This is a genomic window from Streptomyces canarius (assembly GCF_014650735.1).
Taxonomy (GTDB): domain Bacteria; phylum Actinomycetota; class Actinomycetes; order Streptomycetales; family Streptomycetaceae; genus Streptomyces; species Streptomyces olivaceoviridis.
The window spans coordinates 103,773-126,931 of sequence record NZ_BMVN01000015.1; the positions used below are offsets into that span (position 1 = coordinate 103,773).

General features: G+C 71.9%; 21 protein-coding genes and 1 pseudogene. 7 read left to right on the plus strand and 15 right to left on the minus strand.

The genetic code is table 11. The annotated features are described in order from the left end of the window. The first annotated feature begins 660 nt into the window (after positions 1-660). Complete coding sequence (locus IE294_RS22060; protein ID WP_189888724.1) at positions 661-1,224, plus strand: VanZ family protein; 564 nt, start codon at positions 661-663, stop codon at positions 1,222-1,224. A 109-nt stretch (positions 1,225-1,333) separates the two neighbouring features. Then, positions 1,334-1,534, plus strand: coding sequence for a PspC domain-containing protein (locus tag IE294_RS22065; protein WP_189817805.1), 201 nt, complete (start codon positions 1,334-1,336; stop codon positions 1,532-1,534). Positions 1,535-1,628: 94 nt separating this feature from the next. Here the strand turns inward: IE294_RS22065 and IE294_RS22070 are convergent, their stop codons facing one another. Continuing rightward, the gene (locus IE294_RS22070) at positions 1,629-2,012 is read right to left on the minus strand and encodes an ATP-binding protein (RefSeq protein ID WP_189888726.1); all 384 of its coding nucleotides are present in this window, start codon (positions 2,010-2,012) and stop codon (positions 1,629-1,631) included. A gap of 151 nt (positions 2,013-2,163) precedes the next feature. Continuing rightward, on the minus strand, positions 2,164-3,327 hold the full coding sequence (locus IE294_RS22075; RefSeq protein WP_189888728.1) for an adenosine deaminase: 1,164 nt from the start codon (positions 3,325-3,327) through the stop codon (positions 2,164-2,166). Positions 3,328-3,459: 132 nt separating this feature from the next. On the opposite strand from IE294_RS22075, the gene IE294_RS22080 reads away from it, so the two are divergent. Then, positions 3,460-4,221 carry an alpha/beta hydrolase gene (locus IE294_RS22080; RefSeq protein WP_189888730.1) on the plus strand — a complete coding sequence of 254 codons (762 nt, stop codon included), beginning with the start codon at positions 3,460-3,462 and terminating at the stop codon, positions 4,219-4,221. 13 nt (positions 4,222-4,234) lie between these two features. Here the strand turns inward: IE294_RS22080 and IE294_RS22085 are convergent, their stop codons facing one another. Beyond that, positions 4,235-5,188, minus strand: coding sequence for a LysR family transcriptional regulator (locus tag IE294_RS22085; protein WP_189817801.1), 954 nt, complete (start codon positions 5,186-5,188; stop codon positions 4,235-4,237). A 63-nt stretch (positions 5,189-5,251) separates the two neighbouring features. Between IE294_RS22085 and IE294_RS22090 the strand changes: the two genes are divergently transcribed. After that, positions 5,252-6,541 (plus strand): MFS transporter, encoded by a 1,290-nt coding sequence (locus tag IE294_RS22090; RefSeq protein ID WP_189888732.1) that lies wholly within the window; start codon positions 5,252-5,254, stop codon positions 6,539-6,541. Positions 6,542-6,690: 149 nt separating this feature from the next. Continuing rightward, positions 6,691-7,704: a sigma-70 family RNA polymerase sigma factor gene (locus tag IE294_RS22095; protein ID WP_189888734.1), complete on the plus strand. Its 1,014-nt coding sequence runs from the start codon at positions 6,691-6,693 to the stop codon at positions 7,702-7,704. Here IE294_RS22095 and IE294_RS22100 read toward each other — a convergent pair. After that, positions 7,588-7,974, minus strand: coding sequence for an STAS domain-containing protein (locus IE294_RS22100; RefSeq protein WP_189888736.1), 387 nt, complete (start codon positions 7,972-7,974; stop codon positions 7,588-7,590). The two genes, IE294_RS22095 and IE294_RS22100, sit on opposite strands and share 117 nt — an antisense overlap. Positions 7,975-8,067: 93 nt before the next feature. Between IE294_RS22100 and IE294_RS22105 the strand changes: the two are divergent. Further along, positions 8,068-8,978, plus strand: a pseudogene (locus IE294_RS22105) (AEC family transporter). A gap of 7 nt (positions 8,979-8,985) precedes the next feature. Here IE294_RS22105 and IE294_RS22110 read toward each other — a convergent pair. The 8 genes from IE294_RS22110 to IE294_RS22145 form a co-directional block, all read right to left on the minus strand. Continuing rightward, on the minus strand, positions 8,986-9,570 hold the full coding sequence (locus tag IE294_RS22110; protein ID WP_189888884.1) for a Uma2 family endonuclease: 585 nt from the start codon (positions 9,568-9,570) through the stop codon (positions 8,986-8,988). Between the two features lie 119 nt (positions 9,571-9,689). Continuing rightward, on the minus strand, positions 9,690-10,967 hold the full coding sequence (locus IE294_RS22115) for a thymidine phosphorylase (RefSeq protein ID WP_189888886.1): 1,278 nt from the start codon (positions 10,965-10,967) through the stop codon (positions 9,690-9,692). 80 nt (positions 10,968-11,047) lie between these two features. Beyond that, positions 11,048-11,452 (minus strand): cytidine deaminase, encoded by a 405-nt coding sequence (locus tag IE294_RS22120; protein WP_189888737.1) that lies wholly within the window; start codon positions 11,450-11,452, stop codon positions 11,048-11,050. After that, positions 11,449-12,735, minus strand: a complete 1,287-nt coding sequence (locus tag IE294_RS22125) for an ABC transporter permease (protein ID WP_189888740.1) — start codon at positions 12,733-12,735, stop codon at positions 11,449-11,451. Before IE294_RS22125 ends, IE294_RS22120 begins: the two co-directional genes overlap by 4 nt. Further along, a complete protein-coding gene (locus IE294_RS22130; RefSeq protein WP_189817797.1) occupies positions 12,735-13,862 on the minus strand; it encodes an ABC transporter permease in 1,128 nt (375 codons plus the stop codon). Before IE294_RS22130 ends, IE294_RS22125 begins: the two co-directional genes overlap by 1 nt. Continuing rightward, positions 13,859-15,385 carry an ABC transporter ATP-binding protein gene (locus IE294_RS22135; protein WP_373315843.1) on the minus strand — a complete coding sequence of 509 codons (1,527 nt, stop codon included), beginning with the start codon at positions 15,383-15,385 and terminating at the stop codon, positions 13,859-13,861. Before IE294_RS22135 ends, IE294_RS22130 begins: the two co-directional genes overlap by 4 nt. A 198-nt stretch (positions 15,386-15,583) precedes the next feature. Next, positions 15,584-16,639, minus strand: a complete 1,056-nt coding sequence (locus IE294_RS22140) for a BMP family lipoprotein (RefSeq protein WP_189888742.1) — start codon at positions 16,637-16,639, stop codon at positions 15,584-15,586. 301 nt (positions 16,640-16,940) lie between these two features. Then, positions 16,941-18,176: an amidohydrolase gene (locus IE294_RS22145; RefSeq protein ID WP_189888744.1), complete on the minus strand. Its 1,236-nt coding sequence runs from the start codon at positions 18,174-18,176 to the stop codon at positions 16,941-16,943. Positions 18,177-18,408: 232 nt separating this feature from the next. On the opposite strand from IE294_RS22145, the gene IE294_RS22150 reads away from it, so the two are divergent. Next, on the plus strand, positions 18,409-19,062 hold the full coding sequence (locus IE294_RS22150; RefSeq protein WP_189888746.1) for a class I SAM-dependent methyltransferase: 654 nt from the start codon (positions 18,409-18,411) through the stop codon (positions 19,060-19,062). 548 nt (positions 19,063-19,610) lie between these two features. Here the strand turns inward: IE294_RS22150 and IE294_RS22155 are convergent. From IE294_RS22155 to IE294_RS22165, 3 genes are read right to left on the minus strand one after another with little or no spacing between them, the layout of a single operon-like run. Then, a complete protein-coding gene (locus IE294_RS22155) occupies positions 19,611-20,927 on the minus strand; it encodes a hypothetical protein (protein WP_189888748.1) in 1,317 nt (438 codons plus the stop codon). A gap of 35 nt (positions 20,928-20,962) precedes the next feature. Further along, complete coding sequence (locus tag IE294_RS22160) at positions 20,963-21,901, minus strand: N-acetylneuraminate synthase family protein (protein ID WP_189888750.1); 939 nt, start codon at positions 21,899-21,901, stop codon at positions 20,963-20,965. A 12-nt stretch (positions 21,902-21,913) separates the two neighbouring features. Beyond that, a complete protein-coding gene (locus IE294_RS22165) occupies positions 21,914-23,143 on the minus strand; it encodes an N-acylneuraminate cytidylyltransferase (protein ID WP_014674559.1) in 1,230 nt (409 codons plus the stop codon). Positions 23,144-23,159: the final 16 nt, after the last annotated feature.

Here is a 23,159-nt window from a genome sequence, read left to right on the forward strand (position 1 = left end):
GTCGCGGGTAGCCGCCGTGGGGGCCTCTGGCCGTCGCCCGGCTGCGGGTCCGTGGTGGCCTCTCGCGCAGTTCCCCGCGCCCCCTCTTCGGCGAGGGTCGGTGTGACAGATACGCCCGGCGGGGGTGGCGTCGCGGGTAGCCGCCGTGGGGGCCCCGGCCGTCGCCCGGCTGCGGGTCCGTGGTGGCCGCTCGCGCAGTTCCCCGCGCCCCCTCTTCGGCGGGGGTCGGCGTGACCCGCTCCGCCCGGCGGGGGTGCCGTCGCGGGTAGCCGCCGTGGGGCCCCGGCCATCGCCCGGCTGCGGGTCCATGCCAGTCGCTCGCGCAGTTCCCCGCGCCCCCTCTTCGGCGGGCCGGCGTGACGGCTGCGCCCGCCCCCGGAGGGCGTCGCGGTTGCCTTCGGCGAGGGTCGGTGTGACAGCTGCGCCCGGCGGGGGTGGCGTCGCGGGTAGCCGCCGTGGGAGCCCAGGCCATCTCCCGGCTGCGGGTCCGTGGTGGCCGCTCGCGCAGTTCCCCGCGCCCCTTCGGGCGCTCCCCTGTGGCGGGGTGCCATGCGTTACCGGGCAAGTGAGCCGGTCCCGCCGTCCAGCCGGCACGCGCCGTACGAGGCAAAACGTTTCCACGGCGGAACCGATCGGCCCCACCCCCGCGTCTAGGGGGTCGTGCAGCGTCAAGGCTCCATCGGCGGCAGCGCCGCGATCCGCATCCGTGTGACGGGAGGTGTCCTCCTCGTCGCACATCTCGCCCTCGTCGCCTGGCTGATGCTGCGCCCCCTGGACGTCCCCTGGGTGATGCCCCCGAACCTGCGCCCGCTGGCCGGCATCCGGGCCGACCTGGCGCTGGGCTGGCCGCAGGCGGTCAGGCCCCTCGGTGAGGGACTGGCGCTGCTCGCCCCGCTGGGCGTGCTGCTGCCGATGGCGCACGGCCGGCTCACCGTCTCCCCGGTCGCGTCCCTGATCCGTACGGCCGCGGCCGGCGCCCTCCTCTCCCTCGGCATCGCCCTGTTGCAGACCGGCGTGCCGGGCAGGGTCGTGGACGTCGACTCGCTGCTGCTGAACACGGCGGGCGTCGTCCTGGCCCACCTGGCCGTCGTACCGGCGGCCCGCGCCTGGCTGCGGCGCCGGGACGCGGGGGAACCCGGTGCTCCCGAACCGGCGGTCTCCGTCCAGGAGGAGCTGTCTCAGGGCCGTACCCCGACGATTCCCAGGGTCGGTATCGCCCCTTAGAGTGATGCTTCGTCCCCTTCGTCTCCGTACCGTTGAAGGCAGTTGAGGGGTCCCCGACGGGGGCCCGCCACCGGCTCGTGAGCGAGCCGACGACCACGGAGGAGCCGACATGACCGCCCTTGCCCGCCCCACCCACGGCCGCGTGATCGGCGGAGTCTGCGCCGGACTGGCCCGCCGCTTCGGCACCTCGGCCACGACGATGCGAGTGATCTTCCTGGTGTCCTGCCTGCTGCCGGGCCCGCAGTTCCTGCTCTACATAGCGCTGTGGCTGCTGCTGCCGTCCGAGGACAAGGCCCGCACCGCCTGGTGAGCCGGGGCACCGGCGCGGACACGGACGCGGGCACGCCACAGGGGCGCGTCCGGACCTACCGGAGCGCCCCGCGCGGGTCGGACGGAAGCCGGGCTCAGCCGACCGGGAGCCCGTTGATCGGCACCCCGTGCGTGGGCAGACCCTGCAACGGCAGTCCGCCGAGCAGGCCGGCGACCGGCTTGGTCGGCCCCTCGGCGAGGACGCTCTCGACGACGGGCTGCGCGGTGGCCGCACCCTTGCCGACGGCCGGCAGAGCCGCGGCGACACCCGTCTTGACCACGGGCTTCACCGTCTTCACGGCACCGCTGTCCGGCAGCGCCTCGATGACCTGCTCGGGCGGCAGCATCTTGGTGACGGTGTTCAGCGTCTTGCCGGCGTCCGGACTGGCCGGGGCCGCGTCGGCCGCGCCCGCACCGACGGCGGCGAAAGCGGCGCCGAGGGCGGCGACACCGAGGGTCTTGGCAGCAGACTGCTTCATGGTGAATGCGTCCTTGCATGCGGAGACGGGAGATCACAAACGATCTGAGCGGTCCACGACCGTAAACATTCCCGGCCACCCGCCGCAAACACCGAAATGCGGACGCCTTGTGAAAGTGCGCCCGCATTCCGTTCCGGCGAGGACTCGGCCGCTATGCCTCAGAACCGCCAGAACCGCTGGTGGACGCGGTCTGGCGGAACAGCCATTCGGATTTCAGCTCGGCATATCCGGGCTTGATGACGTCATTGATCATCGCGAGCCGTTCATCGAAAGGAATGAACGCTGATTTCATCGCATTGACGGAGAACCACTGGAGATCGTCGAGCGTGTAACCGAACGCCTCGACGAGGTGCTCGAATTCCCGGCTCATCGTGGTGTGCGACATCAGCCGGTTGTCGGTGTTCACGGTGGCCCGGAAGTGCAGCCGGCGCAGCAGCCCGATGGGGTGCTCGGCGTAGGAGGGCGCGGCCCCGGTCTGGAGGTTGGAGCTGGGGCACAGCTCCAACGGGATCCGCTTGTCCCGCACGTAGGAGGCGAGCCGGCCCAGCTTCACCGAGCCGTCCTCGCGGACCTCGATGTCGTCGATGATCCGCACCCCGTGTCCGAGCCGGTCGGCGCCGCACCACTGGAGCGCCTGCCAGATGGACGGCAGTCCGAAGGCCTCGCCGGCGTGGATGGTGAAGTGGTTGTTCTCGCGCTTGAGGTACTCGAAGGCGTCCAGGTGCCGGGTGGGCGGGTAGCCGGCCTCGGCACCGGCGATGTCGAAGCCGACCACGCCCGCGTCCCGGTAGCGGTTGGCGAGTTCGGCGATCTCCAGGGAGCGGGCGGCGTGCCGCATGGCGGTCAGCAGGGCGCCGACCCGGATGCGGTGGCCGTTCTCGCGGGCGAGCCGCTCGCCCTGCCGGAACCCCTCGTTGACGGCTTCGACGACCTCCTCCAGGGACAGCCCGCGGTCGAGGTGCTGCTCGGGCGCGTACCGCACCTCGGCGTAGACGACCCCGTCCTCGGCGAGGTCCTCGGCGCACTCGCGGGCGACCCGGACCAGGGCCTCCTTGGTCTGGAGCACGCCGACGGTGTGCCGGAAGGTCTCCAGGTACCGTTCCAGCGAGCCGGAGTCGGCGGCCTCCTGGAACCAGATGCCCAGTTTGTCCGGGTCGGTCTCGGGAAGGTCGGCGTACCCGGTCTCCCGGGCGAGGTCTACGACGGTGCCCGGGCGGAGCCCGCCGTCGAGATGATCGTGCAGCAGTACCTTGGGCGCCCGGCGGATCTGGTCCGCGGTGGGGGCGTTCCCGGTCGGTGCGGTCTGGCTCGTCATTTCCGCACTCTAACTCCTACGCGCGTAGAGCACCCGGTGCGCGACGACGATTTCCCGGCACCTTTCCGTCGATACGCAACGGTGACCGGGCGTGCGGGTTTAGTACACCGCGCCTTCTGACACTGTTCTGCCATGGGACAGCAAGCGACGCCGGTCCGAACGGCCGGGCTGGGGAAGGCAGTCGGCGGGGAGCCGACGTCGGTGAGCGGAGCGGTGCTGCTGCTCCCCGGCGGGGAGGAGGTCTCCGTCCGCCGGCCGTCCCCTGTCCGGGCGATGACCCTCGTCCGCTCCCTGGGCCGCGCGCTCGCCCGCGCCGGCCGGGACGAGGGGCTGGCCGTCCATCCCGTGCAGTACCGCTACCGCGGCTGGAACGGCAGCGAGGCCCATCCGGCGGCGGATGCCGAGTGGGCCGCCGACGAGGTCGTACGACGGTACGGGGACGTTCCCGTGTGCCTGGTGGGCGTGGACATGGGCGGACGCGCGGCGCTGCGGGCCGGCGGGCACGAGGCGGTCGACTCCGTGGTGGCGCTGGCCCCCTGGCTGCCGGAGGAGGACGTCGCCGCGCCGGCCGAGCCGGTGAAGCAGCTCGTCGGGCGGCGGGTGCTGATCGCCCACGGCACGAACGACGAACGGACCGATCCCGAGCTGTCGTTCCGGTTCGCGGCGCGGGCGAAGAAGGTGAACCGGGAGGTGTGCCGGTTCGAAGTGCACTCCGACGGGCACGGGTTGCACGGGCACCGGGACGAAGTGCGGTGCCTGGCGGTGGATTTCGTGATGGGCGCGTTGTTCGGGCACACCGTGTCGCGTCCCGTGGAGGACGCGCTGGCGGCGCCGCCGCCGATCGGCTTGAGGATGCCGTTGGCCGCGGGGTTCGGCAGGTCCTGGAAACGGTAGGGCGGGGCGTCCCTCAGGCCGGCAGCAAGGTGCCCCTCCTGGAGAGGAGGAACTTCTTGAAGGCCGCCACCGGTGGGGTGTCGGGGCGGTCGGCCAGCCAGGCCACGCCGATCTCGCGGACCGCCCTGGGGGCCGTGACCGTCAGTTCCACCACACCCGGGCGCGGGACGGTCGGGGGCGGCAGCAGGGCGACCCCGAGGCCCGCCGCCACCAGGCCGCGCAGCGTCTCCGCCTCCTCGCCCTCGAAGGCGATGCGGGGCTTGAAGCCGGCCTCGCGGCAGAGGTCGTCCGTGATGCGGCGCAGGCCGTAGCCCGGTTCCAGGGTGACGAAGGTTTCCTCGGCCGCTTCTGCCAGGCGGATGCGGCGGCGGGCCGCGAGACGGTGGTCCGCGGGGACGACCAGGCGCAGTTTCTGCTCGTCCAGGCGGCGGGCGACCAGGTCGGGGGCGTCGGGGACGGGCGAGGTGAGGCAGAGGTCGAGTGCGCCGGCGCGAAGCCCCTCCAGCATGGCCTCGCCGTAGTTCTGGACGAGGCTGAAGCGCACGCGCGGGTGGTCGGCGCGGAAGGCGTGCAGCAGGCCGGGTACGGTCTCGGCGCCCATGGTGTGCAGGAAGCCGAAGGCGACCTTGCCGGTGGCCGGATCGGCGTCCGCGCGGACCTCCTCGGCGGCGCGCCCGATCTCGGCGAGGGCCCGCTCGACGGAGGCGAGGAAGGTGCGGCCGGCGGTGGTCAGGGAGACCGTGCGGCCGTGGCGGGCGAACAGGTCGACGCCCAGGTCCTGCTCCAGGCGGACCATCGCCCGGGACAGGGTGGACTGGGGGACGTTCAACTCCCGCGCGGCCCGGGTGACGTGTTCGGTGCGGGCCACGCCGGCGAAGTACGCGAGACGGGGCGCGAGCAACAGCGCCATGTCTTCTGTGTCACTGGACGGTGACAGTCGCGCCTGTGAGCTCTGCTGATGCACCATGGGAACGATTATGACGATTCCATGCATTGGACGCATGAGTGGGGCCGTGTCTACGGTCGAAGCATGTCTCCCGCCAGTACCGGGGCGTCCACGAGCGTGGACGCCGTTCCGCCCGTCCGCACCCCCGAATCGGACTCCGACTCCCGGCTGACCCCGGGCGGCCCCGGCTACCGCCGGATGAGCCTCGCCCTGTTCCTCGCCGGAGTCGCGACCTTCGCCCTCCTGTACTCCACCCAGGCCCTGCTGCCGCTGATCTCCGGGGAGTTCGGGGTCGCGGCGAGCGAGGCGAGCTGGACCGTGGCCGCGGCGACCGGTGGTCTGGCGCTGTTCGTGCTGCCGATGAGCGCGCTGTCGGAGCGGTTCGGACGCCGTACGGTGATGACCGCCTCGCTGGCCGTGGCCGTCACGGTCGGCATGCTGGTGCCCTTCGCGCCGTCGCTCGGCGCGCTGGTGGTGCTGCGGGCGGTGCAGGGCGCTGCGCTGGCCGGGCTGCCGGCCTCGGCGCAGGCGTACCTGGCGGAGGAGGTGCGGCCGAAGGCGCTGGTCACGGCGATCGGGCTGTTCGTGGCGGGCAACAGCGTGGGCGGCATGAGCGGCCGGGTGATCACCGGCTGGGTCGCGCAGGAGTGGGGCTGGCGGGTGTCGGTCGGGGTGATCGGCGCGCTCGCGGTCGCGTGCGCGGTGGCGTTCCGGCTGCTGTTGCCGGCCCCGAGGCACTTCACGGCGGGTTCGCTGCGCCCGCGGGTGCTGCTCGGCACCGTCCGCGGCCACCTCTCCGACCCGCTGCTGCGCCGCCTGTACGCGATCGGCGCGCTGTTCATGACGGTGTTCGGCGGTGTCTACACGGTCATCGGCTACCGGCTGACGGCGGCGCCGTTCGGGCTGCCGCAGGGCATCGTGGGCTCGATCTTCCTGGTCTACCTGGTGGGTACGGTCTCCGCGTCGGCCGCGGGCCGGCTGGTGGGCCGGTTCGGCCGCCGGGGCGCGCTGTATCTGGCGGGCGGTACGACGGCGGCGGGACTGCTGCTGTCCCTGACCGCCTCCCTGGTGCTGGTGCTGGCGGGCCTGGTGCTGATCACGGCGGGCTTCTTCGCCGGGCACGCGGTGGCTTCCTCGGCGGTCAGCAAGACGGCCACGCACGGCCGGGCCCAGGCGTCGGCGCTGTACCAGTCCGCGTACTACGTCGGCTCCAGCGTCGGCAGTACGGTCGGCGCGCTGGCGTTCCACGCGAACGGCTGGTCGGGCACGGTCGGCGTCGGCCTCCTCGCGGTCCTCGGCGTCGTCACGATCACCGTGCTCGGCTCGCGGGCGGCCCGGGTGGCGGCCCGGCGGGAGCCGGTGGGCGCGCACTGACCCGGCGCACGCCGCCCGGCTTCCCCGAGCAACCATTCCGAGCTGGGCCTTTCCCCACTCCGGGGGCCATTGTCAGTGGGCTGCGGTAGCTTCCCAGGTGCTGGGGCGCGAAGGCGCGCTACAGGGACGGCCACAGGGGTGGGTGGACGATGGGCAACAGCACGGCGACGGCGGATCTGGACGTCGCACTGGAGAAGCACCGGACGGAGCTGACCGGGTACTGCTACCGGATGCTCGGTTCCTCCTTCGAGGCCGAGGACGCGGTGCAGGACACCCTGGTGCGGGCCTGGCGGAGCTACGACAAGTTCGAGGGCCGTTCCAGCCTGCGCTCGTGGCTGTACCGGATCGCGACGAACGTGTGCCTGGACATGCTGGCGGCGGGCAGCAAGCGGGCCCGGCCGATGGACCTGTCGGAGGCGACCCCGCTCGCGCGGGCGGCGCTCTCCCCGCGCCCGGACAACACCTGGCTGGAGCCGATGCCGGACGCGCGCGTGCTGCCGGCCGTGCAGGACCCGGCGGAGGCGGCGGTCGCCAAGGAGTCGATCCGGCTCGCCTTCATGGCGGCCCTCCAGCAGCTGCCGCCCAAGCAGCGGGCGGTGCTGATCCTGCGCGAGGTGCTGGCCTGGAGGGCGAGCGAGGTGGCCGAGCTGCTGGACACCACGGTCGCCTCGGTGAACAGCGCCTTGCAGCGGGCGCGGGCGACGCTCGCGGAGCGCGGGGACGCGGGTGCCGAGGGGGCGGTGTCCGATCCGCTGGACGAGGAGCAGCAGAAGCTGCTGGAGCGTTACGTCAAGGCGTTCGAGGGCTATGACATGACGGCGCTGACGGCGCTGCTGCACGAGGACGCCATCATGACGATGCCGCCGTTCGACCTGTGGCTGCGCGGCACGGCGGACATCACCGGTTTCATGACCACCCTGGGCGCCTCCTGTGCCGGTTCCCGGCTGCTGCCGGTCCGGGCCAACGGCCTGCCGGGCTTCGCGCACTACAAGCCGGACCCGGAGAACGGCGGGTTCAGCCCGTGGGCGGTGCAGGTGCTGGAGATCTCAGACTGCCGGATCACCGGATTCCACTGCTTCCTCGACACCCAGCGCTGGTTCCCGCTCTTCGATCTGCCCCTCCACCTGGAAGCGGAGTCCGACGAGGTCGAGAAGGGCGCCTAACGCGGGATCGGGGTTTCGCAGCCGTATCCGCCCGCCGGCCCGGCGGGCGGTCAGCTCCAGCCGGGCCAGCAGGTCGACGGCCGCCAGTCCCGGCGGCCCGAGCCCGCCCACGTCGCACACGACCACCCCGGTCCGGCCGGCCTCCAGCAGCGCCCGCACATCGGCACACAGCCCCGGCACGTCGTCCCGACGCACGGGCCCGGGCAGCACCAGCACGGCGGGGGTCTCGGCATCCACGTGCGGTAGACCGCCGATGCCGGCGGAACTCATCGGGGGCGGTGGCGTGCCGCGGTGCCGGTCCGGCCGGTGGGGACCACATTGACCGCTTTCCGGTCCCCCCCGCAGGGTTGGCCCTGTGGCGGGGTGCTGAGCGGGTTCGCGGTGATCGCGGTCGTCATCGGGGTGGGCTATGTGCTCGGGCGGCGCGGGACGCTCGGCGAGCAGGGCGGCGAGGTGCTGACCCGGCTGGCCTTCACGGTGGCCGGTCCGGCGCTCCTCTTCACGACCCTCGCGCGTGCCGACCTGTCGGTCCTCTTCTCCGGCCGTCTGCTGGTGACGGCGCTCAGCACGGCCGTGGTCGCCGGGGTCTTCGTGGCGGTCGGGGCGGTACGGGGCTGGGGTGTGGGCCGTACGACGATCGGGGCGCTGTGCTCCGGTTACGTCAACTCGGGCTACCTCGGCATTCCGATCGCCGCCTACGTGCTGGGCGACGCGTCCCTGGTGGCGCCGGTGCCGCTGTTCCAGGTCGTCCTGGTCACACCGGTCGCCCTGACGGTGCTGGACCTCTCCGGCGGCGGCGAGAAGGGCACGGTGGGGCGGCGCCTGCTGACTCCGCTGCGGAATCCGGTCGCGGTGGGCTCGCTGTCGGGTGTGGTGGTGTCGGCGGCGGGCGGGCGCCTGCCCGGTCCGCTGCTCAGCCCCCTGACCCTGATCGGCGACATGTCCGTCCCGGCGGCCCTGCTGGTCTTCGGCATGTCGCTGCACGGCAGCCCGGCGCCCGGCCGGGGACGGGACGGTCACCTGGTCCTGCTGTCCGTCGCGCTGAAGTCGCTGGGCCGGCCGCTGGTGGCGTGGGCGCTGGCGCGGGGCGTCTTCGGCCTGCACGGCGCGCCTCTGCTGGACGTGGTGGTGACCGCGGCCCTCCCCTGCGCCCAGAACCTCTACACCTACGCCTGCCGCTACCGGGTGGCCGAGTCCCTGGCCCGCGAGTCGATCCTGCTGTCGACGGTGGTGTCCGTGCCGGTGCTGGTGGGGTGGCGGCGGTGTTGGGCTGACGCCGGGTCAGTCGACCGGGAACTCGCTCGTGTCGACGGTGAGGCCGAACGGCTCCGGCAGCTCGACGAGGTCACCGAACTTGACCGCCTTGAGGACCCGGTAGACGTCGCCCTTGGGCTCGCCGTAGAGCGTCGCGGTGGGGCCTCCGGGGGCCCAGCGGTCGACCAGGAGGTACAGCGGGATACCGGCGGTGGCGTAGGCGGCGGGCTTGCTGACGCGATCGTGGCCGGCGTTGGACCTGGAGGTGACCTCGACGACGAGTTCGGCGAGGGCGGCGGAGATGTGGGAGTCCGACTCCGCGCATTCCCGCACCGGAGCCACCAGCAGGTCCGGGATGAGCATGCCCAGCCGCGACGGCACGGCGATGGCCAGTGTCTGGAAGATTTCCCACTCCTCGGGGATCACGGAGTAGAGGCGACGCTGAATGCGGGCCGCGATCACGTTGTGGCGAAACGCGGGAGCAGGTGACACGGTGATGATCCCCTCGATGATCTCCACCTTGCTGCCCTCGGGCCATTCCATCTCCTCCCAGTACCGGACGAGGTCGTCCCAGTTCTGGTCGGAGTCCTGGCTGACGGTGAGTGCGCTCATGGCGGTCTCCTATCGGTGCGTCACCGATCCCAGCATGCCGAACGGGACCGGTGCGGGTCCACCGGTCCCGTTCACCCGAAAGGGTCGTGACATGAACGGCCTACGGCCGCGGGCGCAGGTCAGGCGATACGTTCCCGCACCACCGGCGTGGCCTGGAAGGCCGTGCCCGGGGCCGCGATGTCGTAGGAGCCCGCCACCGCCTGGAGTGCGTACGCGAAGCGCTCCGGGGTGTCGGTGTGCAGGGTCAGCAGGGGCTGGCCCTCGGTCACCGTGTCGCCCGGCTTGGCGTGCAGCTCGATGCCCGCGCCCGCCTGCACCGGGTCCTCCTTGCGGGCCCGGCCGGCGCCGAGGCGCCAGGCGCCGACGCCGATGTCGTACGCGTCGAGGCGGGTCAGGACGCCGGAGGCCGGGGCCTTGACGACGTGCTGCTCCTTCGCGGTGGGCAGCGGCGCGTCCGGGTCGCCGCCCTGCGCCGCGATCATCCGGCGCCAGACGTCCATCGCCGAGCCGTCGGCGAGGGCCTTCGCGGGGTCGGCGTCCTTGATGCCGGCCGCGTCGAGCATCTCGCGGGCCAGGGCGATGGTCAGTTCCACGACGTCCGCGGGGCCGCCGCCGGCCAGGACCTCCACCGACTCGCGGACCTCCAGGGCGTTGCCCGCCGTGAGGCCGAGGGGGGTGGACATGTCCGTCAGCAGCGCGACCGTCTTCACGCCGTGGTCTGTGCCGAGGCCGACCATCGTGGAGGCCAGCTCACGGGCGTCCTCGATCGTCTTCATGAAGGCGCCGGTGCCCACCTTCACGTCCAGCACCAGGGAGCCGGTACCCTCGGCGATCTTCTTCGACATGATCGAGGAGGCGATCAGGGGGATCGCCTCGACCGTGCCGGTGACGTCGCGCAGGGCGTAGAGCTTCTTGTCGGCGGGGGCCAGGCCGTCGCCCGCCGCGCAGATCACCGCGCCCGTGGTGTCCAGGACGTTCAGCATCTCCTCGTTGGAGAGCAGCGCGCGCCAGCCGGGGATCGACTCCAGCTTGTCCAGGGTGCCGCCGGTGTGGCCGAGGCCCCGGCCGGAGAGCTGCGGGACGGCCGCGCCGCAGGCGGCGACGAGCGGGGCCAGCGGGAGGGTGATCTTGTCGCCGACGCCGCCCGTGGAGTGCTTGTCGGCCGTCGGGCGGGACAGCGAGGAGAAGTCCATGCGCTCGCCGGAGGCGATCATGGCCGCCGTCCAGCGGGCGATCTCGCGACGGTTCATGCCGTTCAGCAGGATCGCCATGGCGAGCGCGGACATCTGCTCGTCGGCGACCTCGCCCCGGGTGTACGCGTCGATGACCCAGTCGATCTGCTCGTCGGTCAGCTCACCGCGGTCCCGCTTGGTGCGGATGACGGAGATGGCGTCCATGGCCATGGCGGGGGTGGTTCCTTCCGGGAGGTGCGAAGTGTGCGGCCCCCCTGCGAGCGGGGCAGGGGGGCCGTACGGCATTACTGGGTGAGATGGTCCGGGCCGAAGGCCTGGGGCAGCATCTCGGAGAGCGGGAGGACGCCCGCCGGGGTGTCCAGCAGCAGGTCCGGGCCGCCGAACTCGTAGAGCAGCTGGCGGCAGCGACCGCACGGGACCAGCAGGGCGCCGGTGCCGTCGACACACGTGAAGTGCGTCAGCCGGCCACCGCCCGTGCGCTGGAGCTGGGAGACCAGGCCGCACTCGGCGCACAGGCCGAGGCCGTAGGAGGCGTTCTCGACGTTGCAGCCGGTGACCGTGCGGCCGTCGTCGACCAGGGCCGCCACGCCGACCGGGTAGCCGGAGTAGGGGGCGTAGGCGTGGGTCATGGCCTCCCGCGCCTCGGCGCGCAGGGCCTCCCAGTCGAAGCCGGCGGCTCGCCCGGTCACTTGCCCTGCCCCTTCCGGTAGCGCATGCCGTCCGCCTTCGGCATCCGCAGGCGCTGCGCGGACAGCGACAGCACCAGCAGCGTGACGACGTACGGGGTGGCGCCGACGAAGTCGCTGGGGACCTCGTCGGTGAGCAGGTACCAGACGAGGACCAGCGCGGCCATGACGGCGCTGACCACGCCCTGCACCAGGGCCTTCTTGTAGAGCTTCCAGCCGGCCAGCAGCGCGAGCAGGACGACCAGCAGCAGGAGCAGGGCGTGGACGGTCACGCCGCCGTTGCGGAGCTGGAGCGCGTCGGAGTAGCCGAACAGGCCCGCGCCTATGGCGAGGCCGCCGGGGCGCCAGTTGCCGAAGATCATGGCGGCGAGACCGATGTAGCCGCGGCCTCCGGTCTGGCCCTCCAGGTAGGTGTGCGAGGTGACCAGCGCGAGGAAGGCGCCGCCGAGGCCGGCGAGGCCGCCGGAGACGGCCACGGCCGCGTACTTGTACTGGTAGACGTTGACACCGAGGGACTCGGCGGCGATCGGGTTCTCACCGCAGGAGCGCAGCCGCAGCCCGAACGGGGTGCGCCACAGCAGCCACCAGCTGCCCACGAACAGCAGCACGGCGATGATCGTCACCACGGACAGGTTGGTGATCAGACCGCCGATGATGCCGGCGAGGTCGGAGACCAGGAACCAGTGGTGCTTCTCGATCGACGCGAGGCCGTCCGAGAGGCCGGGGACGGTGACGTCGGGCAGCGTGTCCGCGGGCGGGGACTGCTTGGGGTTGCCGCCCGCCTCGGCGGCCTTGCCGTCGGCGAAGAACAGCTTGGCCAGGTACTGGGTGGCGCCGAGCGCGAGCAGGTTGACGGCGACACCGGAGACGATGTGGTCGACGCCGAAGGTGACGGTGGCGACGGCGTGCACCAGGCCGCCGAGGACACCGAAGGCGATGCCGCACAGCAGGCCGAGCCAGGGGCTGGACTGCCAGCCGATCCAGCCGGCGCCGAAGGTGCCGAGGATCATCATGCCTTCCAGGCCGATGTTGACCACGCCGGCCCGCTCCGACCACAGGCCGGCGAGTCCGGCGAGTCCGATCGGTACGGCGAGGCCGAGGGCGGCGCCGACCTGGCCCGCGGAGTCGAGCTGGTTGGCGCCGGTGATCACGCGGACGGCGGCCAGGAGCAGCAGGGCGCCCGCGACGATCATGAGGGTCAGGCCGAGGGAGCGGCCGGAGCGCTGCGGCGCGCCCGCCGCCTTGGGAGCCGCCGGCGGCGGCGCGTCGGTCATCGTGGCAGTCATCACGCCACCTCCTGCTTCTTCGTCGGGGCGGCGGCCTGGGCGGCGAGTTCGGCGCCGACGCGCTGCTGCTGGCGCTTCAGGCCGTAGCGGCGTACGACCTCGTAGGCGATGACGACGCACAGCACGATGACGCCCTGGATGACGCCGAGGATTTCCTTGTCGTAGCCCTGGAACTCCAGGTGGTTGGTGGTGCGCTCCAGGAAGCCCCAGAGCAGCGCGCCGAGCGCGATGCCGATCGGGTGGTTGCGGCCGAGCAGGGCGATGGCGATACCGGTGAAGCCGATGCCGGCCGGGAAGTCGTTGCTGAACTGGTGGCTGTCGTTCAGCAGGGTCGGCATGCCGATCAGACCGGCCACCGCACCCGAGATGATCATGCTGGTGGCGACCATCTTCTTCACCCCGACGCCGCTCGCGGCGGCGGCGGTCTCGGACTGGCCGACGGTGCGCAGGTCGAAGCCGAACCGGGTGCGGCCGAGCACGAACCAGTACGCGACGCCGACGAGCACGGCGATCACGATGAAGCCCCACAGCTCACCGGCCGGGCCGGCGTCGAAGCTGAAGAAGTACGAGGACGACGGCAGCGGCTTGGTGGAGACGAGGGTGCCGGCCTGGTCCAGCTGGCCGAGCTTGCCGGGCTGGAGCAGGTACGCGATGACCGCGGTGGCGATCGAGTTCAGCATGATGGTCGCGATGACCTCGCTGACGCCCCGGGTCACCTTGAGGATGCCGGCGATGGCCGCCCACAGGGCGCCGGTGGCCATGGCGCAGAGGATGATCAGCGGGATGGCGATCCAGCCGGGCACGGTGAGCGCCCCGCCGAGGACGGCGGCTATGAACGCGGCGAGCCGGTACTGGCCGTCGACACCGATGTTGAACAGGTTCATGCGGAAGCCGATGGCCACCGCGACACCCGCGAGGTAGTACGTGGTCGCCTTGTTCAGGATGTAGACCTGGCTGTCGCTGGCGAAGCCGTAGGTCACCATGTCGCTGAAGGCGTCACCGGGGTTCTTGCCGGTCGCGAGGATCACCAGGGTGGTGACGACGAGCGCGGCGACGACCGCCAGCAGGGGCGCGGCGACGCCGAGGAGCAGCCGCTCCTTGTCGATCCGTGAGGTCAGCTTGTTCATCGCGCGTCGTCCTCTGTGTGCTCCAGGTGGCCGGTGGCCGCACCCGTCATGGCGGAGCCCAGCTCTTCGGGGGTGATCGTGGCGGGGTCGGCGTCGGCGACCAGCCGGCCGCGGTACATCACCCGCAGGGTGTCGGAGAGCCCGATCAGCTCGTCCAGGTCCGCGGAGATCAGCAGCACGGCCAGGCCCTCGCGGCGGGCCTCGCGGATGTGGTCCCAGATGGCCGCCTGCGCACCGACGTCCACACCGCGGGTGGGGTGGGCGGCGATGAGCAGCTTGGGGCTGTGGCTCATCTCCCGGCCGACGATCAGCTTCTGCTGGTTGCCGCCGGACAGGGAGGCGGCGGTGACGTCGATGCCGGGGGTGCGGACGTCGTAGGACTCGACGATGCGCTGGGTGTCGACGCGGGCGGCCTTGGGGTCGAGCAGTCCGCCGCGCGAGTTGGGCTTCTCGGTGACGTGGCCGAGGATGCGGTTCTCCCACAGCGGCGCTTCCAGCAGCAGGCCGTGGCGGTGGCGGTCCTCGGGGATGTAGCCGATGCCGGACTCGCGGCGGTCGCGGGTCGGGGCCTGGGAGATGTCGGTGCCGTCGAGGGTGACGGCGCCGGCGTCGGGCCGGCGCATGCCCATGATCGCCTCGACCAGTTCGGACTGGCCGTTGCCCTCCACGCCGGCGATGCCGAGGACCTCGCCCTTGTGGATGGTGAAGGAGATCTCGTCCAGGATGATCCGCTCGATGCCGTCGAGGTCGGTCTGCGCGAGGTGCAGGCCGTCCACCGTGAGCATCGGGACGTCGGTGACCGTGGACTCCTGGGTCTCCGGGGTGGGCAGCTCACTGCCGACCATCAGCTCGGCGAGCTGCTTGGGGGTGGTGCCGCGCGGGTCGACGGTGCCGACGGTGGTGCCGCGCCGGATGACGGTGATCTCGTCGGCGACGGAGAGCACCTCGCCCAGCTTGTGCGAGATGAAGATGACGGTGAGGCCCTCGGCCTTGAGTTCGCGCAGGTTGTCGAAGAGGGCGTCGACCTCCTGCGGCACGAGGACGGCCGTGGGCTCGTCCAGGATGAGGGTCTTGGCGCCGCGGTAGAGGACCTTGAGGATCTCCACGCGCTGGCGGTCGGCGACGCCGAGTTCCTCGACCAGGGCGTCGGGCCGGACGCCCAGGCCGTAGGCGTCGGAGATCTCCTTGATCCGGGCGCGTGCCCTGCCCCCGATGCCGTGCAGCTTCTCCGCGCCGAGGACGACGTTCTCCAGGACGGTGAGGTTGTCGGCGAGCATGAAGTGCTGGTGCACCATGCCGATGCCGCGGGCGATGGCATCGCCGGGGTTGTGGAAGACGACCTGTTCGCCACCCACGGTGATGGTGCCCTCGTCCGGCTGCTGCATGCCGTAGAGGATCTTCATCAGGGTGGACTTGCCGGCGCCGTTCTCGCCGCACAGGGCGTGGACGGTGCCCGTACGGACCGTGATGTCGATGTCGCGGTTGGCGACGACGCCGGGGAAACGCTTGGTGATGCCGCGCAGTTCGACGGCAGCGGGAGGGCTGGACGCGTTGATGGCGCACTCTCCTCGGGGAAAGGGGCTGCGGGGAGGGGGCAGGCGTCGGCGACGCTAGCGCGGCAACTCCGCGCTACACGCGTAGAGTTGACACATTGTTATGGCTCGGCGGGGGAGCACCGGAGGGCGTCCCCGCCGAGCCGGGGTCCGACGGGACCCGTCAGGTCACGGGGTGGTCTTGACCTTGATCGAGCCGTCGACGATCTTCTTCTGCGCCGCGTCCAGCTTGGCCTTGATGTCGTCGATGAAGCCACCGCTGGTGGACAGCGAGACGCCGTCCTTGGCGAGCGAGTAGGTGTTGGTGCCGGTCAGCGGCTTGCCGTCGTGGACGGACTTGACCAGGTCGTAGACACCGACGTCGACGTTCTTGACGACCGAGGTCAGGATCGAGTTCTTGTACTTGGCCAGACCCGGGATGCTGTACTGGTCCGAGTCCACGCCGATGGCCCAGGCGCCCTTCTTGCCGGCCACGGCCTCGATGGCGCCGTTGCCGGAGGAGCCGGCCGCCGAGTAGATGACGTCCGCGCCGTTGTCGAGCATGCCCTGCGCGGCCTCCTTCCCCTTGTCGGGGCTGGCGAAGCCGGAGGTGTCCGAGCCGTGGGACAGGTACTGCGTGTCGATCTTGATCTTCGGGTCGGTGTCCTTGACGCCCTGGACGTAACCCGCCTCGAACTTCTTGATGAGCGGGACGTCGACGCCGCCGATGAAGCCGACGTGCTTGGTCTTGGTCTTCAGCGCGGCGGCGACACCGGCCAGGTAGGAGCCCTGCTCCTCGGTGAAGGTGATGCTGTCGACGTTCTTGCCGTTGACCACCGAGTCGACGATGCCGAAGGTGGTCTTCGGGTACTTCGCGGCGACCTTGGTCATCGAGGCGGCGTAGGCGTAGCCCACACCGACGATGGGGTTGTAGCCCGCGTCGGCCAGGTCCGACAGGCGCTGCTCGCGGTCGGCCTCGGTGTCCGAGGTCTTCGCGGTCAGCTCCTTGATGTCGCCGCCGAACTCCTTCTTCGCCTTGTCGGCACCCCGCGCGGCGGAGTCGTTGAACGAGCGGTCGCCACGGCCGCCGACGTCGAAGGCGATACCGACCTTGACACCCTTGCCGTCACCCGAGGCGGGCGAGCCGGAGTCGTTGTCGGAGGAGGTGCTGCCACAGGCAGTGGCAGTCAGTGCGAGTGCTGCGGAGGCGATACACGCAGCGGAAAGCTTGGCTACCCGGCGCACGGGAAGGCTCCTTCACCTGACCTGAGCGCCTTGGCGGCGCTTGATGTGAGCACCGAGTCGGTGCTCCGGCCGAGACGCCCCGGCGGCGTCGGCTTCGCGGCATCGTAACGCGCGTAGATGTCGCAAAAAACCCTCTCGGGAAGCCGTTATCGATTCGAGGCAAACAGTGCCTGAACTCGGTGTCTTGGTCTTCTCACGCCACTGTTGCGGACAGTGCACGATTGGCTTGCATCCGTGTTGCGCCGGGCGGGAAAGCGGCCCCCCGGCCGGCCCGCGAAGGGGCTCACAGGGGGCCGCCCGCTCAGCTCTGCGAGCCGTTGACGTCCAGGAACGCGGCGGCGGTGAACATCTCGACACCCACCGTGATCGCATACTCGTCCGCGTCGAAGTCGCCCTGATGGAGATCGCGCACCGTGCGCTCGCCGGGCCGGCGCACCCCGAGCCGGGCCATGGCGCCCTGGACGTGCTCCAGGTACCAGGAGAAGTCCTCGCCGCCGAGGCTCTGCTCGGTGCTCTCCACGGACTTCATGCCGCGCCGGGCGACCATGGCCCGGCGCAGCAGCTCGGTCGACTCCCGGTCGTTGACCACCGGCGGCACCCCGCGCACATAGGTGATCTCGGACTTGGCCCGGTGCAGGGTGGCGACCTCGTCGATCGCCGCGTGCACGATGTCGGGGGCCTGCCGCCAGGCCTCCAGGTCCAGGCAGCGCACGGTCCCGGACAGCTCCGCGTGCTGCGGGATCACGTTCGGGGCGTGGCCGGACTCGATGCGGCCCCAGGTGAGGGCGAGACCGACGCGGGTGTCGACCCGGCGGGCGATCAGCGCGGGGACGTCGACGGCGACCCGGGCGGCGGCGGTGACCAGGTCGGTGGTCAGGTGGGGGCGGGCGGTGTGCCCGCCGGGGCCGTCGAGCGCGATCTCCAGACGGTCGCAGGCGCTGGTGATCGGCCCGTGCCGCAGCCCGACCTTCCCGGCCTCCACCCTGGGGTCGCAGTGCACGGCGAGGAGGCGGCCGACGCCTGTCAGCGCGCCGTCCTCGATGGCGCCCAGGGCGCCGCCGGGCAGCACCTCCTCGGCGGGCTGGAAGAGCAGCCGCACCGGCCGGGACAGCAGGCCCTTGGCGTGCAGGTCGGCGAGGACCAGCCCGGCGCCGAGGACGACGGAGGTGTGCACGTCGTGACCGCACGCGTGCGCCCGGTCGGGCACGGTGGACCGGTACGGGCAGTCGCTCTTCGTGTCCGGAATGGGCAGGGCGTCGATGTCGGCGCGCAGGGCCAGCAGGGGTACGGACGGGTGCTCACCCTCCGCGAGGCCGATGTCACAGACGAGTCCCGTGCCCGTGCTCAGGACACGGGGCTTGAGCCCGGCCTGCTCCAGCCGCTCCTTGATCGCGGCGGTCGTACGGAACTCCTGGTTGCCCAGCTCCGGATGCATGTGCAAGTCGCGCCGGAAGGCGACGAGTTCGGCGTGCAGGGACTCGCTCAGCACGCCGGGGAGCACATCCCCCGGGAGGCCGGCCTGGGACTCTAGGGACATCAATTGCTTCACCCTCTGAAGGGTAGGACGCCCGGCTGGTCAACTACCCCTCGTTCAACAAAAGTTCAGCCCGTTAGGGGAATAAAATCTGACCGGCGGACGCATGGCGGTGAACTCTGATGGGTAAAACCTCTGTTTCCTCTTCCACGGATACCACGCCTCGCAGGGGTCACGCGCGCGATGTCCACGAACCGGACCCCGCCGCGGTGCCCTCCCGGTAGGGTCCGCCGACGTGAGCGACTCGACCGCGGACTTCCTCCGGACGACCCGTACCCCCTACGACACGATCGCCGAGGACTACGGCGCCCGCTTCCCTCCCGGGGACCTCCACCCGCTGGACCGCACCCTGATCAGGGCCTTCGCCGAGCTGGTCACGGTGAACGGCTCCGCCCCCGTCGCCGACCTGGGCAGCGGGCCCGGGCACATCACCGCGCTGCTGCACGAGCAGGGGGTGCCGGTGTTCGGGGTCGACCTCTCCCCCGTCATGGTGACGCTGGCCCGTGCGGCGTACCCCGCCCTGCGCTTCCACGTCGGTTCGATGACCGCACTGGACCTGCCCGACGCCACCCTGGGCGGCGTCCTCGCCCTCTACTCGACCATCCACCTGCCGGACGAGGAGCTGCCGACCGCCTGCGCGGAGTTCCGCCGCACCCTGGCCCCCGGCGGGCACGCCCTGCTCGGCTTCCAGTCCGGCCCCGAGCCCGGCCGGCTGCACCTGACCGAGCGGTTCGGCCACGGCATCGACCTCGACTACTACTGGCGTACGCCGGAGCAGGTCGCCGAGGCCCTGACGGGGGCGGGTCTGGACCTGGTCGCGACGGTCCTGCGGGAGCCGGCCGCGGAGGAGACCCGCCCACGGGGGTTCGTGCTGGCCCGCCGGGCGTGAACCGGGGCGGGCGGCTGGAAGTGCTCGACCTCCTGGCCGCCGGGGACCCGGTAGCAGCCGGAGACGACGGTCAGGCCCAGCTTCGGGGGGTTCCTCTTCCTCATCCGGGCGATGTGCACGCCGGCCCGTTCCTCGTCGTTGTCGGCGATCAGAACGACGTTCTTGTCCGCGCTGGTGTCGGGGCCGTACCGGACGATCTTCCAGCCCTGCTTCGGCAGCGCCGGCCTGAGCCGTTGCATGGCCGTCTCGACGTCGCTGGGGGCCGTCGGGGTGAAGCTCCACGGGTGGAGGATCCGGAAGTACTCGTCCGGGTCCTTGCCGGAACACTCCGTCACCGTCGCGTCCGTGCGGAGCCACGGGGCGCGGCCCGCGCCTCCAACCGCTCCCACTCGTCCCACGCCATCCGCGCTCCCTCCCCCTGGCATGCCGGCGGCGTGGTGGTGCCGTGACGATCTCGTGCCGCCGCGGTGAGGGAGCTTACGGGCGCGGTGCCGGGGGCCGCCTGGGTATCCGTACTCAGGCATATGGTCAAGCCCCACGAGCCACGGCTACGCCGGGCTCACCGCCGCCAGCCGGTGGACGTCCCGGGCGGTGCCGGTCACGCCGGAGAGGAAGCCCTGGGCGCGTGGGGAGGCGGTGTCGGTGAGCCAGGTCGGGTCGATGTCGCAGACCGCCACGCGCACGCCCGTGCCGGCCAGGGCCAGCGGCAGGGTGTGGACGACGGTGGAGGGGAAGCTGAGGATCGTCCGGCCGATCGGGCCGCGGCGGGCGATCAGTTCCAGCGGGAGGTCCGGGCGGACTATCTCCAGTCCCGTCTCGGCGGTCAGGCGGTGCAGTTTCTCGACGCTCTCGCGGCGGTGGGCGAAGTAGCGGGTGGCGCCGTGGCCCTTGGCCAGGTTCCGGACGGCCTCCAGATAGCGGTCGCCGTCCACGACCCCCGTCTCCACCAGGGAGGTGCCGACCAGGTCGGCGCTCTGGGTGATGCGCGGGGGCCCGAAGCGGGCGCGGGTCCAGGCGAAGTCGTTGGCGGTGACGGTCACGCCGTCCGGGACGTCGGTCACCGGCATGGAGGAGAAGACCTCGACGCGCCGGCGGTCGCTCGGGGTGAGGCGGCGCCGGGCGGAGGAGGAGACCGGCGCGAAGAGCAGGTCGCGGGCGCCGGGCCGGCCGCCCTTGCGGTGCCAGCGGACCAGGCGTTCACCGCGGGCCAGCTGGGCGACGAACTCCATCGTCGCCGTGCCGTCGTCCACGACCACGAGGTCGCGGGCGCGGGTGATGGTCAGCAGCAGTTGTACGTAGCGGGAGAAGGGGTCTCCCATGACGATCCGGTCGGCCCGGCGCAGGGAACCGGCCAGGCCGCCGATGGTGTGGAAGGGCGCGGTCGTACCGCCCCGCGCCTCTTCCCAGCGCACCCGGTACCCCTCGTCCCGGGCCAGGTCCGCCATGCGGCGCAGCTGGCCCCGGGTCATGGGGTCGGTCGGGGACAGCACGACGACGGTGAGCTCCGCACCCCCCGGCACCGCACCCGCCGCACCGCCCGACACCGCCCCGGCCGGCAACCGCCGGCCCTGCGCGGGCACGGCGGGCGCCGGGCCGACGTGCGCGGGGCCGATGTGCGCCGGGCCGGGCTGCGTGGGCAGGGCCGGCGCCGGCACGGAGGCCGTGTCCGGCCCCGCGCCGCCGGGGCCGGACAGCGCACCCGACTCCGCCCGGCCGGGGCCGGACGGCACCGCCGGGCCGGAAGGGCCGGGGTCGTGCAGGCCGTGCAGGTGTGCCCACTCCAGTACGTTCAGCAGCTGTACCGGGCTCTCCACGAAGGCGAGCGTGCGGGCGGGGTGACCGGCCTGACCGGCGCGGGGGCTCATCGGCGTACGACCGTCCCGTCGTAAGTGACCTGGATTCACACCGAGACCGGCTCGCCCGCGGCCGCGGCGATCTCCGCCTCGGCGACGGCGCCGGTGACGCGGCGCAGCTTCTTCATCGGGCCCAGCTCGGAGTCGTAGACCTTCTTGACGCCGTCGCCGAGGGAGGCCTCGATGGTGCGGATGTCACGGACGAGGCGCTGAAGGCCCTGCGGCTCGACCGAGGCGGCCTGGTCGGAGCCCCACATCGCGCGGTCCAGGGTGATGTGGCGCTCGACGAACGTGGCGCCCAGCGCGACCGCCGCCAGCGTGGTCTGGAGGCCCGTCTCGTGGCCGGAGTAGCCGATCGGGACGTTCGGGTACTCCTTCTCCAGCGTGTTGATCACGCGGAGGTTCAGCTCCTCGGCCTTGGCCGGGTAGGTGGAGGTGGCGTGGCACAGGAGGATGTTGTCCGAGCCCAGGACCTCCACCGCGTGGCGGATCTGGCGCGGGGTGGACATGCCCGTCGAGAGGATGACGGAGCGGCCCGTGGCGCGCAGGGCGCGCAGCAGCTCGTCGTCCGTCAGGGAGGCGGAGGCCACCTTGTGGGCGGGGACGTCGAACTTCTCCAGGAAGGCGACGGCCTCGGTGTCCCACGGGGAGGCGAACCAGTCGATCCCCTTCTCCTTGCAGTACTCGTCGATCTGGCGGTACTCGTCCTCGCCGAACTCCACCCGGTGGCGGTAGTCGATGTAGGTCATCCGGCCCCAGGGGGTGTCGCGCTCGATGTCCCACTGGTCGCGCGGGGTGCAGATCTCGGGGGTGCGCTTCTGGAACTTGACGGCGTCGCAGCCGGCCTCGGCGGCCACGTCGATCAGCTTGAAGGCGTTCTCCAGCTCACCGTTGTGGTTGATGCCGATCTCGCCGCAGATGTAGACGGGCTTGCCGGGGCCGACCTCGCGCGAACCGAAGGTGCGCAGACGGGAGTTGGTGCTCATCAGGGGGTGTCCTTACTTGGGGAGGGAGTCGAGAGAGGGGCCGAGGATCCAGCTGGCGATCTCTCGGATCGCACCGTCACCGCCGGGGACGGTGGTGACCGCGCGTGCGGCGCCGCGTACGACGTCGTGAGCGCTCGCGACCGCCACGGGCCAGCCCACGAGGGCGAAGCACGGCAGGTCGTTGACGTCGTTGCCGACGTAGAGCACGCGCTCCGGCGCGATGCCCTGCTCCTCGCACCACTGCTTCAGCGCGAGGTCTTTCCGGTCGATGCCGTGCAGCACGGGGATCCGCAGCTTGCGTGCGCGGGCGGCGACGACCGGGTTCTGTTCCGTGGACAGGATCAGCAGCTTCAGGCCGCTCCTGCGGAGGGCCGCGATGCCGAGGCCGTCGCCGCGGTGCACGGCGACGAACTCCCGTCCGTCGGAGTCGATCAGCACCCGGTCGTCGGTCTGGGTGCCGTCGAAGTCGAGTACGACCGCGTCCACGTCGTCGGCGGTCGGCAGCGAACCGGGGCGGTCCGCGTCGAAGAGGGGCGCGAGGGCCCGGGCCCGCGCGAGGTCGTGCGGGTCGTCGATCTCCAGCACCCGGGCCGGGTCGGTGCGGACCAGCTCGGTGTGGCCGAAGAAGCGGTGGTGGTGCTCGCGGAAGCCGGCCGCGTCCATCGCGTAGGCGGCGCCGGTCTCCAGGAAGTCCTGGGGGCGGTCCTGGCGGCGCGGGCGGTAGGACTTGTCGTGGTTGACGCCACGACCGCCCTCGGTGGGCTCGTCGGCCTCGCGCCAGACGAAGCCGTGGAAGGGGGCCACGGTGACGGCGGTGTCGGCGCCGTTCTCGGCGACCGCGGCGGCGACGCCGTCGATGTCCTCGCGGACGAGGAACGGGCTGGTGCACTGGACCAGCAGGACCACGTCGACGGGGGCGCCGTGCAGCGTCTCGTGGGTGTCCATGGCGTGCAGGACCGCGGCCTCGGAGGTGGCGGTGTCCCCGGCGATGGCGGCGGGCCGCAGGACGACCTCGGCGCCGGCCTCCCGGGCGGCGGCGGCGATGGCCTGGTCGTCGGTGGAGACGACGACGTCGGTCACCAGCCGGCTCGCCCGGCACTCGCGCACCGCGCGGGACACCAGCGGGACACCGCCCACCGGGGCGAGGTTCTTCGCGGGCACGCCCTTGGAGCCGCCGCGCGCGGGGATCACCGCGAGCACCCGGCGGATCGAAGCGCCTGGGCCCGCTGCCGAGTTGGACATGGGGTCTACTCCTTGG